Origin of the sequence: Pseudomonas sp. PICF6 (assembly GCF_009831705.1) — a bacterium.
GTDB classification, from domain to species: Bacteria; Pseudomonadota; Gammaproteobacteria; order Pseudomonadales; family Pseudomonadaceae; genus Aquipseudomonas; species Aquipseudomonas rhizophila.
Genome location: NZ_WUUD01000013.1, coordinates 477,432 through 493,122, shown reverse-complemented (window position 1 = coordinate 493,122; position 15,691 = coordinate 477,432). Strand labels below are relative to the sequence as shown.

The window sequence follows — 15,691 nt, the reverse complement described above, 5'->3', positions numbered from 1 at the left end:
AACACCGCGGCAACGGGTCGCAGTTCTCACTCTGGACTTATCAGCATCAATAATTCTTCTTCTCAATTGACAATCATTATCATTCAGCCTAATTTGTCGCTCGATATGCAGGACGAGTCGGACAGATCCCTCGTCCTGCTAACTTTTTGCAACAAGGTGAATTCCATGACGGAACAAGTATCCACAAGCAGGTGCGACTCACCGTTACTTCAGGCATTCGTGGATAACCGGATGATCCTGGTCAAGATCGCAGCACGCATCACCGGTTGCCGGTCCCGGGCAGAAGACGTGGTGCAGGATGCGTTTTTCCGGCTGCAATCGGCGCCCCAGATCACCTCGTCCTTCAAGGCTCAGCTCAGTTACCTGTTTCAGATCGTGCGCAACCTGGCGATCGACCATTACCGCAAGCAGGCGCTGGAACAGAAATACTCGGGGCCGGAAGAGGAAGGGTTGAATGTGGTGATCCAGGGGGCTTCGCCAGAAACGTCACACATCAATTTCTCGACGCTGGAGCACATCGCCGACGCGCTCACCGAACTGCCCAGCCGCACCCGCTATGCCTTCGAGATGTACCGCCTGCACGGTGTGCCACAGAAGGATATCGCCAAGGAGCTGGGGGTCTCGCCGACCCTGGTGAACTTCATGATCCGCGACGCCCTGGTGCATTGCCGCAAGGTGTCGGGAGTGCGTGGGGATACCTTTGCCCGGCGGTGATTTTGCACTGATTTTTCGGGCCTTATCGCGAGCAGGCTCGCTCCCACAATGGATCTGCGCACTCACAAAGTCTGTGCTGTGCGCAATCCCTGTGGGAGCGAGCCTGCTCGCGATGGAGCCCTAGGGGCTTACAACCTCACCTCAACCCACACCGATCAAAAAACCGCTCACGCCCCAGAATCATCAGCGCCGCGCGCTTGTGGGGGAAATCGAATTCCTTTTCACAGTGGAAACACTGGTTGTGCAGATGACCGATCATCCGGGCGTTGTCGGCTCGAGGTTCGGCCACCACCCGCTCGGTGCGCGGGTCGTCGAGAAACAGGTAATGCACCAGCGCCGACAGCCAGCTCGCCACCTTGTGCGGGCCGCGGTGTTGCTCCTCGCCCACCAACATGTGAATGCCGCGATCATAATTGTGCACGTCATAGAACGGCGCGATCCGATCCTCCTTGGCCCAATAGGCTTCGAAGTAGGCGAAAGGCTGGTCGTCGAAACAACCGATCAAGGTCAGCACCCGGGGATCGCGCTGCAGTGTGCTCAGATACTCACGATGTTGTTCCAGGCTGCCCTCCTCCTGCCAGAAACTCGCCACCCGAGGACTGTTCTGCCAGCGGTTGAAGCGCGTCAGGTCCTGTTCGATTTCCAGGGTGCGCAACGACACCCAGGCTCCCAGGCGCGCATCGAAGCGCCGATACACCTCACCTCGCGGCTTCATGGGCCGGCGCGGATGACGCTTGCCATCGGTGATGATCATCTGTTGCGGATAGCTGCCGTTGAACGACTCCCCCAGCCAGGGTTGCGGCAGTTGCCAGAACATCGTGCGCTCGCAGATGTATTCGTCGGCACACTCGCCGGGCGTCAGCAGTCCGCTGAGCAAGGCTTCACCGGGACGCTCGGGCAGATGCCAGGTCAGGCGCCGGCATTCAGGATCGCGGGCGAACAGCCAATAGCAGGCCGCCCAAAGCGCCGGGCCTACGGGCCGATCGTTGATTTCCTGCAAATGCACATGCAGCTCGGTACCACGCTCCAGGCGCAGCCGGATCAGCGGCGCGCCCTCAAGCATCAGGCTCAGGTGGCGTTCGGTTTCATCGGCGCCGAGACGGCGACCGCCGGGTAAAGGCAGCGTCGTCGGGTGCTTGAGGTTGGACATGGGCGGGGCTCACGTAGTCGTCGGTAGTCAACGTGTGACGTGAGCCAGGCAGGGAAATTTAGTGCCCCGCTCAATGATCGTGCGCTGGCACCAGCTGTATCTGGTAGGGCTTGAAAATCGCCAGCATCTGCCCGTCGTCCCGCAGCTTTTGCAGCAGCCGCTCGAACGCTTCGCCAGAGATCGGCGCCTGGGGGCGGATCAGCGCGTAATGGTGGTAAATCTGATCGATACGTTCGGATATCAGCAATTGAGGGTCGACGTCTGGATTGCGCAGCACGTAGTCGATGAGGTACGAACGGGTGACCAGCGCAATGTCCGCACGCCCGCGCAAGACCATCAGCAGGTTGCTGTCATGGGAATACGTCAGCGTGGCGTTGTATTGGCCGGTCAGGAACTTGGGGTCGGCGTTGAATTCGGCAAAGGCGTAGTGGTAGCCGCTGAAGAGCGCCAGGCGCTTGCCCCTCAGATCAGAGAAATAGTCTTGCTGACGATCCGGTTGACGCTGGGCAACGAAGATTTCCGCATCTTCCAGACCCATGTCTACCGCAGTATGAGGCACATCCTTCCAGCCCCAGTCCGGGTTCTCGAAAATGGCCATGTCGACCCGGCCCTGCTTGAAATCATTGAAGCGGCGCGGAATCGACGTCGGAACCAGCACGAATTGATAGTCGCTTTGGGACCGGTTCAAGGCCTCGACCAACTGCGGCAGCAAACCGGTATCCGCGCCAGTTTCGGGGCGTATCGTGTAGGGCGGAAAATGCGCTGCGCCAATCCGGACCAGTTGCGCAGCCGTGGCCGGCAACGCGAACACCGCAATAAACGCAGCCAGCAAGACGCGCGAGGCTATCCCCATCGTTGAAAACGTCAAGACAGCTCACTCCCCAGAAAATTAATCATCAGTGAATCCAACCAAGCATCTCAATGCACATTACGCAGGGCACGCAAGGCGACCACTCAGCGGCATTGCTGCCTCTTTTTATTTTTCTTCAAGCACCAGAATCAAGGCTTGCTCGGCCAACTCATCAAGACTCAGGCTGCCCTCGGCGCGAAACCAGGTGGTGGTCCAGGACAGGGCGCCGGTCAGGAAACGACGGGTGATGAACACGTCGCCCCGAATATACCCCGCGTCCTTGGCCTGCCCAAGAACCTCAAGCCACAGGGCCTCATAAATATCACGCAAAGCCAGCACCTGTCTTTGACCTTGCTCAGACAACGAACGCCATTCGTAGACCAGGACCGCCATCGCCTCGCCGCTGCCGCCCATGATCGATTGCAACTCGCAGCGAATCAGCGCCAGGACCCGCTCGCGCACACTATCGGCCTCGGCCAGCGCCGCGCGCATCAACGCCGTGTTGTAGCGAATGGTCTCTTCCATCACCGCCCGCAGGATCTCGTCCTTGCTTTTGAAGTGATGAAAGATGCTGCCCGACTGGATGCCCACCGCGCTCGCCAGGTCGCGCACCGTGGTGCGCTCGAACCCTTTGTTGCGAAACAGATGGGCGGCGGTCTGGAGCAGTTTGCCGCGAGCGCTGTCAGGATCGGTCAGTTGCCCGTTATCGACCAGCTCACGCATCACGTTCAGGGCTTTTTGCTCATCCACCCATTCTCTCCTACAGTCGATCGATCAACGTCGGGCCACGCTTGCGGAACCGACGAGGTGGCGCGGGCAATTTAAGCTGGCCGGGGCACCCAAGCAAGCGCTTGGATCGAAGAACCGGCGGTCGTTTACAAACCAAGCGCTTGCTTGGTAGTCTCGGGCGACGTCGGCTGGAGGGAGCACCATGCCAAAAACGATACGTATCGGTTGTGCCAGCGCCTTCTGGGGCGACACCTGTACCGCTGCGGCGCAACTGGTCGAAGGCGCCGAACTGGACTACCTGGTGTTCGATTACCTGGCCGAGGTCACGATGTCGATCATGGCCGGGGCGCGCATGAAAGACCCTCGGGGCGGCTATGCCACAGACTTCATCGAAGTGCTCACACCGCTGCTTGCTCGTTTGCATGAACGCAAGATCCGCGTCATCAGCAATGCCGGCGGGGTCAACCCCCAGGCCTGCGCCGCCGCTCTGCAAGCGGCCTGCGACAAGGCCGGCGTGCCCTTGAAGATCGCGGTGCTGCTGGGAGACGACCTGCAACCACGATTCGAACAGCTCGCCAGCCAGGGCATTATCGAGATGTTCAGCGGCGCGCCCCTGCCGGCGGTGTGCGTGTCCACCAACGCTTACCTGGGTGCCCCCGGCATTGTCGAGGCCTTGCGTCTGGGAGCCGACATCGTGATCACCGGCCGGGTGGTGGACAGCGCCGTGGTCAGCGCGGCCCTGGTGCATGAGTTTGGCTGGGCCTGGCACGACTACGACAAACTGGCCCAGGCCGCATTGGCCGGGCACCTCATTGAGTGCGGGGCCCAATGCACGGGCGGTAATTTCACCGACTGGCGGGAGGTACCGGATTACGAGCACATCGGTTTTCCCATCGTTGAAGTCAGCGCCGACGGCCAATTCATCGTCACCAAGGCCGAAGGCACCGGCGGGCTGGTCACGCCGCTGACTGTCGGGGAACAACTGCTCTATGAAATCGGCGATCCCCAAGGCTATCTCTTGCCGGACGTGATCTGCGACTTCAGTCAGGTCAGGTTGATCCAGCAAGGCAAACACGCGGTGCGCGTCCAAGGCGCCAAGGGCTTGCCGCCCACCGATCAATACAAGGTCTGCGCCACCTGGGCCGACGGTTTTCGCTGCACCGCCCTGTGCCTGATCGCCGGCATCGATGCGGTGGCCAAGGCCGAACGGGTCAGCCAGGCGATCATCGCCAGGACTTCGCAGCTGTTCAGTTCGCGCGGCTGGGCGCCCTACAGCGAGGTGAACATCGAGCTTCTGGGCAGCGAAGCCACTTACGGCCAGCACGGCAGGCGCCAGGACAGCCGTGAAGTGGTGATCAAACTGGCGGTGCGCCACCCCGACAAACAGCCGCTGGTGCTGTTTTCCAGGGAAATCGCCCAGGCCGCCACCGGCATGGTGCCGGGGCTGACCGGCCTGATGGGCGGTCGCCCGACGGTGTATCCGTTGATTCGCCTGTTCTCGTTCCTGATCGACAAATCCGCTTGCCGGCTCGACATTGAACTCGACGGGCAGAGTCATCCTTGCCTGCTGCCCGCCGTTGAAGCGCTGCAAACCCGCGACTTGCCGGTCGCTCCCGACCTGCCCAAACCCCAGGGCCGGGCTGATGCCAGCGTGCCGTTGGTCAAACTGGCGGTGGCGCGCTCCGGTGACAAGGGCAACCACAGCAACATCGGTGTGCTCGCCCGGGCCCCCGAATACTTGCCGTGGATCGCCGAGGCGCTGACGCCCCAAGTGTTGGTTGACTGGATGAGCCACGTGCTCGACCCACTGCTGGGGCGCGTCGAGCGCTGGTATCTGCCGGGCACCCACAGCCTGAACTTCGTGCTGGAAAATGCCCTTGGCGGCGGTGGTGTCGCCAGCCTGCGCATCGACCCGCAGGGCAAGGCGTTCGCTCAGCAGTTGCTGGAGATCCAGATACCGGTGCCACAGAGCATCGCCGATCAGGTCAATTAAAGGACGATCGCCATGGCGTTCGGTTCGAGCACAAGGAACACCCATGCCAGTCATCGAATCGCACCTTGACCCACACAGCGCCGACTTCGCCCGCAACCACGCGGCCATGTTGGCTGGCGTCGCACACCTGCGTCGGATCGAACAGGCGGTGCTGGAGAAAGCCGCCCAGGCCCAGGCCAGGTTCGAGCAACGCGGCCAACTGCTGCCACGCGAGCGTCTGAACCTGCTGCTGGACCCCGGCGCGCCGTTCCTGGAACTGGCGAGCCTGGCCGGCTACAAACTCCATGACGACAAGGACGGCAGCCAGGCCGGTGGTGGTTTGATCGCGGGGATCGGCTACGTATCCGGCGCTCAGGTCTTGGTGGTGGCGAACAACAGCGCGATCAAGGGCGGGACCATCTCCCCCAGCGGCTTGAACAAGACCCTGCGTCTGCAACAGATCGCCATGGAGAACAAACTGCCGGTCATCACCCTGGCCGAAAGCGGCGGCGCCAACCTCAATTATGCCGCGCAGATTTTTGTCGAAGGTGCGCGCAGCTTCGCCAATCAGGCGCGGATGTCCGCCATGGGCTTGCCGCAGATTACTGTGGTGCATGGTTCGGCCACGGCGGGCGGGGCCTACCAGCCGGGGCTCTCGGATTACGTAGTAGTGGTGCGCGACAAAGCACGGCTGTTTCTGGCCGGCCCTCCGTTGCTCAAGGCCGCCACTGGCGAAGTCGCCACGGAAGAAGAACTGGGCGGTGCGCAAATGCATGCGCAGGTGGCCGGCACCGCTGAATACCTGGCCGAGAATGACGCCGATGGCATACGCCTGGCCCGGGAGATCGTCAGCCTGTTGCCCTGGAACGAGCAACGGCCGACACCGCCTGAACGCACCTGGAAAGAGCCGCTCTACCCGGCCGATGAGTTGCTGGGGTTGATCCCCGACGACCCGAAAAAGCCCTATGACGTGCGGGAAATCGTCGCCCGCATCGCCGATGGTTCGGACTTCCTGGAATTCAAAAGCGAGTTCGATCAACAGACGATTTGTGGCCACCTGCGCATTCGTGGTCATGCCTGTGGCCTGATCGGCAACAACGGCCCGATCACGCCCAAGGGCGCGAGCAAGGCCGCGCAGTTCATCCAGCTGTGCGACCAGAGCCGCACACCGCTGCTGTTCCTGCACAACACCACCGGCTTCATGGTCGGCACCGAGTCGGAACAACAAGGGGTGATCAAGCATGGGGCGAAGATGATCCAGGCCGTGGCCAACGCCCGGGTGCCGAAGCTGACGGTCGTGGTGGGCGGTTCCTACGGCGCCGGCAACTACGCCATGTGCGGCCGAGGGCTGGACCCACGCTTCATCTTCGCCTGGCCCAACAGCCACACGGCGGTGATGGGTGGTGCTCAGGCCGGCAAGGTTTTGCGCATCGTCACGCAGGCGACGCAGATCAAGAATGGCCTCACCCCCGACCCGAAGATGCTGGACCTGCTCGAACACACCACCGCGCAGACACTCGACAGCCAGTCCACTGCGCTATACGGCAGCGCCAACCTGTGGGATGACGGGCTCATCGACCCGCGCGACACCCGCACGTTGCTAGGCTACCTGCTGGACATCTGCCACGCGGCTGAGCTTCGCCCGCTGCAACCCAACAGTTTCGGTGTGGCCCGTTTCTGAACGTGTGAAGGACTTTTGATCGCTGCTCACAGGAGAACAATAAAATGATCTTCACCCAGGAACACGCAGCTCTGCGGCGCACCGTTCGCCAGTTTGTCGACCAGCAGATAAACCCCTATGTCGACGAATGGGAGAAGGCCGGACGGTTTCCCATCCACGAGGTTTTCCGCGAGGCCGGTGAACTAGGGTTGCTGGGTATATCCAAGCCGGAGCAGTTCGGCGGCATGGGCCTGGACTACAGCTATTCGATCGTCGCCGCCGAGGAGTTCGGCACCATTCATTGTGGCGGCGTGCCGATGTCCATCGGCGTGCAGACCGACATGTGCACCCCGGCCCTGGCGCGTTTCGGCTCCGATGAGCTGCGTGAAGCATTCTTGCGCCCGGCCATCAGCGGTGAGCAGGTCGGTTGCATCGGCGTCTCGGAAGTCGGGGCCGGCTCTGATGTCGCCGGGTTCATGATGCAGATGTTGCAGTTCCAGGAGGAACGCCTGTTCGGCGCGGCGAACATGCTCAAGGGGCTGGAGCACTGCATCGACAGCACCATCGAGTACTGCAAGGAGCGCAAGACCTTCGGCACCGCCCTGATCGACAACCAGGTGATCCACTTTCGCCTGGCGGAACTGGCCAGCGAGATCGAATGCCTGCGGGCGCTGGTCTACCAGGCCACCGAGCAGTACATCAACGGCCAGGATGTGACGCGGCTGGCGTCCATGGCCAAGCTCAAGGCCGGGCGCCTGGCCCGGGAAGTCACCGACAGTTGCCTGCAATACTGGGGCGGCATGGGTTTCATGTGGGACAACCCGGTGGCGCGGGCGTATCGCGACGTGCGACTGGTGTCCATCGGCGCCGGTGCGGACGAGATCATGCTGGGCATCATCTGCAAACTCATGGGCATTTTGCCGGGCAAGAAAAAATGACTGTGTTCACCCTCCCTTGTGGGAGCGAGCCTGCTCGCGATGAGGCCCTGACAGCCACCGAAAAACCCAGGAATGACCACCATGCCCGCCTTCAGCAAGATCCTCATCGCCAACCGCGGTGAAATCGCCTGCCGGATCCAGCGCACCGCCCAGGCCCTGGGCTATCGCACCGTGGCGGTGTTCAGCGAGGCCGACGCCGACGCGCTGCACGTGCGCATCGCCGATGAAGCAGTACTCATCGGCGCAGCACCGGTGCCGCAGTCCTACCTCAATCAGCCGGCCATCCTCGACGCGGCCCGGCGTACTGGCGCCGACGCCATCCACCCCGGCTACGGTTTTCTCTCGGAAAACGCCGGGTTCGCCAGAGCCTGCGAAGAGGCCGGTATCGTGTTCATTGGCCCCAGCCCCGACGCCATCGACCTGATGGGCAGCAAACGTCGCTCGAAAATCGCCATGATCGCCGCCGGCGTACCGTGCATCGCCGGTTACGAAGGCACCGATCAGGACGACGACACCTTGTGCCGTGAAGCCGAACGCATCGGCTATCCGTTGATGATCAAGGCCAGCGCCGGCGGTGGTGGCCGAGGCATGCGCCTGGTTTGGCGGGCTGAAGACCTGCTGGAACAGTTACACACCGCGCGCTCCGAGGCGTTGCATGGTTTTGGCAACGATGAGTTGATCCTCGAACAGGCCTTGATCAATCCACGGCATGTGGAAATCCAGATTTTCGCTGACCACCACGGCAATCTGCTCCATTTGGGCGAAAGGGATTGCTCGATCCAGCGACGCCACCAGAAAATCATTGAAGAAGCGCCCTGCCCGGTCATGACCGCCGATCTGCGCCAGGCCATGGGTGACGCCGCGCTCAAGGCTGGCCGCGCGGTCAATTATGTGGGTGCCGGGACCGTGGAGTTTTTGCTCGCCCCGGACGGCGGTTTTTACTTTCTGGAGATGAACACGCGCTTGCAGGTCGAACATCCGGTCACCGAGCTGATCACCGGACTGGACCTGGTGGCCTGGCAACTGGCTGTGGCCGCCGGCCTGCCACTGCCCCTGCGCCAGGACCAGGTCCAGTTCAGTGGTCACGCCATGGAGGTGCGGTTGTATGCCGAAGACCCGGCTGCGAACTTTCTGCCGCAAACCGGCCATTTACTCAGTTGGGAACCCCCTATCCGCGACGGTGTACGAATCGACCATGGTTTGCTTGAAGGCCAGACCATTAGCCCGTTCTACGACCCGATGCTGGGCAAAGCCATCGCCCACGGCGCTACCCGTGAAGAGGCCCGACGCAAATTGCTGCGAGCCGTGGAGGACTGCGTGCTCCTGGGTGTACAGGCCAATCAGCGCTTGCTGGCGGGGTTGCTGGCTCATCCACAATTCATTGATGGAGATTTCGGCACCGGTTTCATCCAGCAACACTTCGCCGATCATCCCACCCTGCAGATCCACACCCCCTCGGCTGAGCAGCTCGCCATCGCCGCAGCCTCGTTCTATCAGGCCATGCATGCGCGTCATGCGCCCGGCCTGGGAGGATGGAGCAACAATAGCGGCGCGGTGCGGCGCTATTGCATTGGCCTGGGCGAGCGCGACTGGCCCCTGACCCTGACCGCCGGAACCGGCGGCACGCTGCATATCCGGATAGCCGAGCGAGTGATCGAGTTGAAGTTGCTCGAGTCTGATCAGTGCGGCGCAACGCTGATGATCGACGGCATTCGCCAACGCCATGCCTGGCACCTCGATGGTAATGACCTGTGGCTGTTCACTCGCCCAGGCGGCCTGCATTTACAGGATCGGACCCAGGCCCCCGTCGCCGCCAGGGCCAGCGTCAGCGATGGCTCCCTCAAGGCGCCAATGGACGGCGCTATCGTCGAAGTGCTGGTCAGCGAAGGGACGGCAGTACGCCAGGGACAGCTACTGATGGTGCTCGAAGCGATGAAAATGGAGCACCCACTCAAGGCAGGTATTGATGGAGTGGTCAGGACCTTACACGTCAAGCCAGGCGATCAGGTGAAAAACCGCCAGTTATTATTGCAGGTTGAAACAGCGCACTAGGCGGATGCGCAGGGTTTGACTACGCTCAAACCCATCAGCACGCCGATACCGGGAACCTTGCGATGCCTCACTGGCTGGTGATTGATCTGGAGGCCACTACCGATGAAGGTGGCTGGCCGGTAACCGAAATGGAAATTATCGAAATCGGCGCCACACTGGTGAATCGGGATGGCCGCGAGCTGGACCACTTCCAGCGGTTCGTAAAGCCGTTGAGGCGCCCCTTGCTCACACCTTTCTGTCGCGAGCTGACCCATATCACCCAGGCCAATATCGACAGCGCCGCGCCTTTGACCGAGGTCTGGCCGGCGTTCGAACGCTGGCTGGCGCAGTACCACGCGAACCTGGAGAGCTGGGGCAGTTGGGGCGATTACGACCGCAAGCAATTGCTTCAGGAATGGCAGCATCAGCGGTTGCACAGCTTTCTCGGCCAAGTGCCGCACATGAACCTCAAGCAGCGCTTCGCCAAAGCCCGCCGGCTGGAGCGCCCCCTGGGGCTCAACGGGGCGCTGCAACTGGCCGGCCTGCAATTCTGCGGTCAACAACACCGGGCCCTGGAAGATGCGCGCAATACGGCGCGGTTATTACCCTTGGTACTCCCAGGCTGAACGCGAGCCAAGACTGCGGCGCGGCAGATGACGAACGTTGAAGCCTTGTGCATACTGGCCGGCCTTTTCCAGCCCCTTTTTTCGAGGAATCGCCCATGTTTAAAGTCAACGAGTACTTCGACGGCACCGTCAAGTCGATCGCTTTCGGCACAGCCGAAGGCCCTGCGACCATCGGCGTCATGGCTGCGGGCGAATACGAATTCGGCACGGCCCAGCGGGAAATCATGCACGTCGTCTCCGGCGCCCTGACCGTGAAACTGCCCGACAGCACCGACTGGGAAACCTTCGAGGCCGGCAGCCAGTTCAATGTACCGGCCAATAGCAAGTTCCAGCTCAAGGTCGCCGTCGACACCGCCTACCTGTGTGAATACCGCGGCTAAGCCTGTGGCGAGGGGCGGTGCGACGTTTCGCTAAATCCCCTCGCCACAAAAGCCCCGGCGTGGCATCGGATAATGAAAAATGCCCGTGTCCAGTGGACACGGGCATTGTTTTTTCAAAAGCGGTGTTTATTCGAGCACTTCAACCGGCATACCCACTTCAAGCCAACCATTGCTGTCATTGACCAGGTTCTGGCCGAACATCGCACCGTCCGGTGTCGAACGATACTGCTGCAGCGTGGCGAAGGGTTCGCGGTCAGGGTCGCGTTCGCCGGTTTGCGGGTCGACCGTGGTCATGATGCAGCGTGAGCAGGGCTTGACCAGCCGGAACTCCACATCGCCGATACGAATGCGCTTCCAGCCATCCTCGGCAAATGCCTCACTGCCCTCGATAACCAGGTTGGGACGAAAGCGCAGCATCTCCAAAGGGCGGCCGACCCGATCGGACACGTCCTGCAAAGAGGCCTGGCCGATCAGCAGCAAGGGGAAACCGTCCGCGAACGCCACCTTGTCGTCATCCTTGCCGTAACCGGCGGCGGTGGTGCGCGCCAGTTCCACCGGAACGTGAACCAGCCGGGTGGGCTTGCCGATGAACTCGCTGACCCAGGCCGCAGCCTCGTCACCGGCATCCGGTACGCGCAAGGTGTCGCGCCAGATGATCACACCGCGCCGTTGCTCTTCGTCAACAGGTGGCAGGGGCACATCCAGGGTGGCAAAACCTGGCGCACTGAGCGTCAAACCGCCGGCCTCATTCCACAATGCCGAGAGCTGGCTCATCAGGGGCACCGCCCGCTGGGTCAGGAAGCGCCCGGTGCCCTCGTCCACCAGCATCCAGCGCCGGTCACCGTCCAGGCCCAGCTTGTCCAGGCCTATGCCTTGCAGGAGCTGGCCCTTGCCGGACTTCAACGGATAACGATACAGCGCGCTCAGCCGCAACATAGTCGACTTCCCCGGTGACGAAAAAACGCCACCTTATACGAGCCGGCCATTGAAGCAAACCATGATCAGCCTCAGTCGAGCATCAGTCGCTGGCGCACCACATCAACCAGCTTGTCCGGCTGGAATTTGGAGAGGAAGTTGTCGCAGCCGACCTTCTTGACCATCGAATCGTTGAAGCTGCCGGACAGCGAGGTGTGCAGCACCACGTAGAGCCCGCGCAAACGCGGGTCGTTGCGGATCTCGGTAGTCAGGCGATAGCCGTCCATTTCCGGCATTTCCGCGTCGGTGAAAATCATCAGTAATTTGTCGGTCATCACTTCGCCAGTATCGGCCCAGGCCTTGAGCATGTTCAGGGCTTTCAAACCGTCGCTGGCAACGTGCATCTTCACACCCAACTGACCCAGCGTATCGCGCAGTTGAGAGAGCGCGACATTGGAGTCGTCCACCAGCAGCACTTCGCGTCCGCGGGCGCGCTCCAGTACCGGATCTTCGAGCTTGTCCCGGGAAACCTTGGCGTTGTAAGGCACGATTTCGGCCAGGACCTTTTCCACGTCGATGATTTCCACCAACTGATCGTCAACCTTGCTGATCGCCGTCAGGTAGTGCTCACGCCCAGCGCTGGTCGGGGGCGGCAAGATGGCTTCCCAGTTCATATTGACGATGCGGTCCACGCCGCCCACCAGGAACGCCTGAACCGAACGGTTGTATTCAGTGACGATAATGGTGCTGTTAGCTCCCGGCACCAGCGGACGCATACCGATGGCCTGGGACAGGTCGATCACCGGCAATGTCTGGCCCCTCAGATTGACTACACCGCACACAAACGGATGGCGCTGCGGCATCAACGTCAGCTTCGGCAACTGCAGTACTTCCTGGACCTTGAACACGTTAATGGCGAACAACTGCCGCCCTGCCAGGCGAAACATGAGAATTTCCAGGCGATTCTCACCCACCAGTTGGGTTCGTTGATCTACTGTGTCGAGAATGCCGGCCATCTATGACTCCTGGGCTTGTTCGGATGAATCCATGAAGGAGATATCGGCCGTGCAGACGGGATCTTGACCCCTGTATAAAATCTCGCGCAGGGCATTGATGTCACATTAGCATCATGCTTTACTTGCTTCACGGATTTCATCCCCCAGCTCTGCCGCTGCGCGACCTCAGTTTGCGCACAAAGTTCCCCCGCCTAGGGGTTTCCCCTAGGGACAATCAGGTCCAACCTGATATTCCCGCTATCCAATAGCCATTAATGTGACGCCATTCTCATTGCTGAACGGAGTCAGGCTTTTGTGCGCGACCGCAGGACACCGGACTTCCAGCCATTTGGCCGATCCCGCCAGTGCAATCGTTTGCGCGCATGCCTTTGTCTACGGGCGAAAGAGTGCCTGCGGGTCTTCGTTAGTTGCCGGCCGAGAAGTCCAGCCGTTCGCCACACGCGATTTTCTTGCGTCTGACATGATGTTGTGGAGATAAGCATGCCGAACGATCGTAAAAACTGGAATCAGCGCCTTCCCGAATTTCTGATCGAGGCCGAAACGCTTTTGGCCAAGTCAGAGGAATGCCTGACCCATCTGCAGCTGATCAACGACGACAGGGACGCCATTGATTGCATGCTCAGCACCTTGCTGAAGCTGGCAAACAAGGCCGACGCCCTGGCGCTGGAAGCCATTTCAGAATTTTCGCTGCATATCCATGGCTTGCTCAGCAACGCGCAGAGTCACGTTGAATTGCATGAGCAGGCGCTGGGCGCGCTGAAGGATTGCTTCACCCTGATGGCCTGGCAACTGGAACTGGTCGATCACACCACCGGCCAGCTCAGCCTGGACAGCAGCGAACAGACCTCGTTGATCGAAGCCTTTGCCTTCCAGGTAGGCCAGAGTCCTGGCCAGACATTGCCTGCTTCGCGCCCCCTGGGTTTGGTGCCCTACTCACAAAAGCAGGCCTGAGGCCGATGAGTGCGGTTCGACCCGATGCGGCTGACACTTGGCACTTTCACGCCACCATGCTGAACGCGACCAACGAAATATGAAGTGGTACTATCTCCCGCGTCAGAGGCTTCAAGATAGTGGCATTAAGCCGCCAACTAAGGCCATCTTCGACCTGAAACGTTTATCCGTCCCGGCCTGTCAGATACGCTGACCGGCCTGCCCGCAGCGAACATTCATTGGCTCCATCCGTCATGTACGCCAGCCTCAAGTCAATCATCACCTGGCCACCCTCCCGAGAAAATGCCCGCCGTTTCACGTTGTTGTTGTGCGTCTGCTCGACCCTTGGCAGCCTGCTGGCCTATCTGTTCGCCTCGACCGTCCCGTTGAGTTTGCTGGTGCTCAATAGCGCAGCCATGACCTGTGTCTGGATCCAGCATCGCCTGTCACACAAATCCATCAAGTTCCAGCCCCAGGAATTGGCCGATCGGTTGCTTGAGGTCCAGGAAAACGAGCGTCACAGGCTCAGCCGTGAATTGCACGACGATATCGGCCAGTTGCTGACCGCAGCCAAACTGCAAAGCGAATGGCTCAAGCGCCGTATTCCGGAAGAACTGCACGGCCAGTGCACGATCCTCTGCGAGACGCTGGACGAAACGCTCAATAAGGTTCGCGACGTATCAGCCATTCTCAACCCAAGACAACTGACCAGCCTGGGACTTGAAGCCAGCCTGCGCGCGCACCTGCTCAAGACGCTGGCTAATACGCCGCTGAAATGGAGCCTGGACTGCCAGCAACGCATGACCGGCATCCCTGAGGAAATGACGGTCGCCGCGTTTCGAATCACCCAGGAAGCCGTGACCAATATTTTGCGCCATGCCCAGGCGAAAAACCTGCTGGTGCGCCTGCAACGCTTGCCCGAAGGCCTGACCCTGTTGATAAGTGACGATGGCAAGGGATTCGTCCCGGCCTCCCACCCCGCTCACGAAGGACAACGCGGCATGGCCGGCATGTCGGAGCGGGTTGAACAACTGGGCGGCACCTTGAAGGTCATCAGCGAGGCCGGCAAAGGCACCCATATTGAGGCAAGCTTTCCCTGGACACCTCGCGCCCTGGAACGGGCCAGCAAGAATAAGGTTCTCCATTGATTTGTAATTTGCTTCTGATAGATGACCACTCGCTGATCAGGGCCGGTGTGCGCGCCCTGGTCATGGATCTGCCCGGATATGCCGTGATCGGCGAAGCCAGTGACGGGACGCAATTGCTGGAACTGGTTGAACGGCTGGTTCCAGATATCGTCTTGCTGGATATCTCCATGAAAGACACCTGCGGCCTGGACGCGCTGCAACAGCTCAAGCGCGTGCGTCCCCAGAGCAAAGTGCTGATTCTGTCGATGCACACCGATCCGGCGTTAATCATGCAGGCGCTGGAATCCGGAGCCCATGGCTATCTGCTCAAGGACACCACCGCCACCGAGCTGGAACACGCGCTGGAAGCGCTGCGCAACAACGAACGCTACCTGAGCCCTGCCATTGCCCACACCGTGATCAACCAGGCACTGACCCGTACCCAGAAACCGCAACCCGATCCTGGCCAAGCTCATAATCTGACCGCCCGCCAGTTGGAGATCCTGCGGCTGATCGTGCGTGGCAAGTCCACCCGGGAAATCGCCAACGGCCTGAGCTTGAGCATCAAGACCATAGAAACCCACCGGGCGCAAATCATGAAACGCCTGCAGATCCATGATGTGGCCGGACTGGTGCTGTTCGCCGTGCGCGAG

Annotated in this window: 15 protein-coding genes; 10 read left to right on the top strand and 5 right to left on the bottom strand. The window is 60.8% G+C overall.

Annotated features, from left to right (window positions below; translation table 11 throughout):
- The first annotated feature begins 165 nt into the window (after nt 1-165).
- A complete protein-coding gene (locus tag GSM73_RS07300; RefSeq protein ID WP_025212663.1) occupies nt 166-714 on the top strand; it encodes an RNA polymerase factor sigma-70 in 549 nt (182 codons plus the stop codon).
- 136 nt (nt 715-850) lie between these two features.
- Here GSM73_RS07300 and GSM73_RS07295 read toward each other — a convergent pair whose 3' ends face one another.
- From GSM73_RS07295 to GSM73_RS07285, 3 genes are all read right to left on the bottom strand, one after another.
- Nucleotides 851-1,864 carry a GNAT family N-acetyltransferase gene (locus GSM73_RS07295; protein ID WP_139050752.1) on the bottom strand — a complete coding sequence of 338 codons (1,014 nt, stop codon included), beginning with the start codon at nt 1,862-1,864 and terminating at the stop codon, nt 851-853.
- Between the two features lie 70 nt (nt 1,865-1,934).
- Nucleotides 1,935-2,717, bottom strand: a complete 783-nt coding sequence (locus GSM73_RS07290) for an ABC transporter substrate-binding protein (protein ID WP_172833829.1) — start codon at nt 2,715-2,717, stop codon at nt 1,935-1,937.
- Between the two features lie 123 nt (nt 2,718-2,840).
- Nucleotides 2,841-3,464, bottom strand: coding sequence for a TetR/AcrR family transcriptional regulator (locus GSM73_RS07285; RefSeq protein WP_047226408.1), 624 nt, complete (start codon nt 3,462-3,464; stop codon nt 2,841-2,843).
- A 181-nt stretch (nt 3,465-3,645) separates the two neighbouring features.
- Here GSM73_RS07285 and GSM73_RS07280 point away from each other — a divergent pair, with 181 nt between their 5' ends.
- The 6 genes from GSM73_RS07280 to GSM73_RS07255 all read left to right on the top strand — a co-directional run bounded on the left by GSM73_RS07280 (nt 3,646) and on the right by GSM73_RS07255 (nt 11,050).
- The gene (locus GSM73_RS07280) at nt 3,646-5,436 is read left to right on the top strand and encodes an acyclic terpene utilization AtuA family protein (RefSeq protein ID WP_160891967.1); all 1,791 of its coding nucleotides are present in this window, start codon (nt 3,646-3,648) and stop codon (nt 5,434-5,436) included.
- A 43-nt stretch (nt 5,437-5,479) separates the two neighbouring features.
- The gene (gene atuC, locus GSM73_RS07275; RefSeq protein WP_160891965.1) at nt 5,480-7,096 is read left to right on the top strand and encodes a geranyl-CoA carboxylase subunit beta; all 1,617 of its coding nucleotides are present in this window, start codon (nt 5,480-5,482) and stop codon (nt 7,094-7,096) included.
- A gap of 44 nt (nt 7,097-7,140) precedes the next feature.
- The gene (locus tag GSM73_RS07270) at nt 7,141-8,013 is read left to right on the top strand and encodes an acyl-CoA dehydrogenase family protein (protein WP_160891963.1); all 873 of its coding nucleotides are present in this window, start codon (nt 7,141-7,143) and stop codon (nt 8,011-8,013) included.
- Nucleotides 8,014-8,094: 81 nt separating this feature from the next.
- Nucleotides 8,095-10,065 (top strand): acetyl/propionyl/methylcrotonyl-CoA carboxylase subunit alpha, encoded by a 1,971-nt coding sequence (locus GSM73_RS07265; RefSeq protein WP_160891961.1) that lies wholly within the window; start codon nt 8,095-8,097, stop codon nt 10,063-10,065.
- Nucleotides 10,066-10,127: 62 nt separating this feature from the next.
- Nucleotides 10,128-10,670 (top strand): exonuclease domain-containing protein, encoded by a 543-nt coding sequence (locus GSM73_RS07260; RefSeq protein ID WP_160891959.1) that lies wholly within the window; start codon nt 10,128-10,130, stop codon nt 10,668-10,670.
- Between the two features lie 95 nt (nt 10,671-10,765).
- A complete protein-coding gene (locus tag GSM73_RS07255) occupies nt 10,766-11,050 on the top strand; it encodes a pyrimidine/purine nucleoside phosphorylase (protein WP_047226402.1) in 285 nt (94 codons plus the stop codon).
- A gap of 126 nt (nt 11,051-11,176) precedes the next feature.
- On the opposite strand, the gene GSM73_RS07250 is transcribed toward GSM73_RS07255, so the two are convergent.
- Complete coding sequence (locus tag GSM73_RS07250) at nt 11,177-11,986, bottom strand: MOSC domain-containing protein (RefSeq protein WP_160891957.1); 810 nt, start codon at nt 11,984-11,986, stop codon at nt 11,177-11,179.
- 71 nt (nt 11,987-12,057) lie between these two features.
- A complete protein-coding gene (locus GSM73_RS07245; protein WP_076385689.1) occupies nt 12,058-12,981 on the bottom strand; it encodes a chemotaxis protein CheV in 924 nt (307 codons plus the stop codon).
- 480 nt (nt 12,982-13,461) lie between these two features.
- Here GSM73_RS07245 and GSM73_RS07240 point away from each other — a divergent pair, with 480 nt between their 5' ends.
- The 3 genes from GSM73_RS07240 to GSM73_RS07230 form a co-directional block, all read left to right on the top strand.
- Complete coding sequence (locus GSM73_RS07240; protein WP_047226399.1) at nt 13,462-13,932, top strand: hypothetical protein; 471 nt, start codon at nt 13,462-13,464, stop codon at nt 13,930-13,932.
- Between the two features lie 233 nt (nt 13,933-14,165).
- Nucleotides 14,166-15,059 carry a sensor histidine kinase gene (locus GSM73_RS07235; RefSeq protein ID WP_047226398.1) on the top strand — a complete coding sequence of 298 codons (894 nt, stop codon included), beginning with the start codon at nt 14,166-14,168 and terminating at the stop codon, nt 15,057-15,059.
- Nucleotides 15,056-15,691: response regulator transcription factor (locus GSM73_RS07230; protein WP_160892041.1), on the top strand; the 636-nt coding region annotated here is incomplete at its 3' end. The genes GSM73_RS07235 and GSM73_RS07230, both read left to right, overlap by 4 nt.

Bases quoted from the DNA above. Each gene is read 5' to 3' on its own strand.
- GSM73_RS07300 (WP_025212663.1), top strand. From the start codon at position 166: ATGACGGAACAAGTATCCACAAGCAGGTGCGACTCACCGTTACTTCAG.
- GSM73_RS07295 (WP_139050752.1), bottom strand. From the start codon at position 1,864: ATGTCCAACCTCAAGCACCCGACGACGCTGCCTTTACCCGGCGGTCGC.
- GSM73_RS07290 (WP_172833829.1), bottom strand. From the start codon at position 2,717: ATGGGGATAGCCTCGCGCGTCTTGCTGGCTGCGTTTATTGCGGTGTTC.
- GSM73_RS07280 (WP_160891967.1), top strand. From the start codon at position 3,646: ATGCCAAAAACGATACGTATCGGTTGTGCCAGCGCCTTCTGGGGCGAC.
- atuC (WP_160891965.1), top strand. From the start codon at position 5,480: ATGCCAGTCATCGAATCGCACCTTGACCCACACAGCGCCGACTTCGCC.
- GSM73_RS07270 (WP_160891963.1), top strand. From the start codon at position 7,141: ATGATCTTCACCCAGGAACACGCAGCTCTGCGGCGCACCGTTCGCCAG.
- GSM73_RS07265 (WP_160891961.1), top strand. From the start codon at position 8,095: ATGCCCGCCTTCAGCAAGATCCTCATCGCCAACCGCGGTGAAATCGCC.
- GSM73_RS07260 (WP_160891959.1), top strand. From the start codon at position 10,128: ATGCCTCACTGGCTGGTGATTGATCTGGAGGCCACTACCGATGAAGGT.
- GSM73_RS07255 (WP_047226402.1), top strand. From the start codon at position 10,766: ATGTTTAAAGTCAACGAGTACTTCGACGGCACCGTCAAGTCGATCGCT.
- GSM73_RS07250 (WP_160891957.1), bottom strand. From the start codon at position 11,986: ATGTTGCGGCTGAGCGCGCTGTATCGTTATCCGTTGAAGTCCGGCAAG.
- GSM73_RS07245 (WP_076385689.1), bottom strand. From the start codon at position 12,981: ATGGCCGGCATTCTCGACACAGTAGATCAACGAACCCAACTGGTGGGT.
- GSM73_RS07240 (WP_047226399.1), top strand. From the start codon at position 13,462: ATGCCGAACGATCGTAAAAACTGGAATCAGCGCCTTCCCGAATTTCTG.
- GSM73_RS07235 (WP_047226398.1), top strand. From the start codon at position 14,166: ATGTACGCCAGCCTCAAGTCAATCATCACCTGGCCACCCTCCCGAGAA.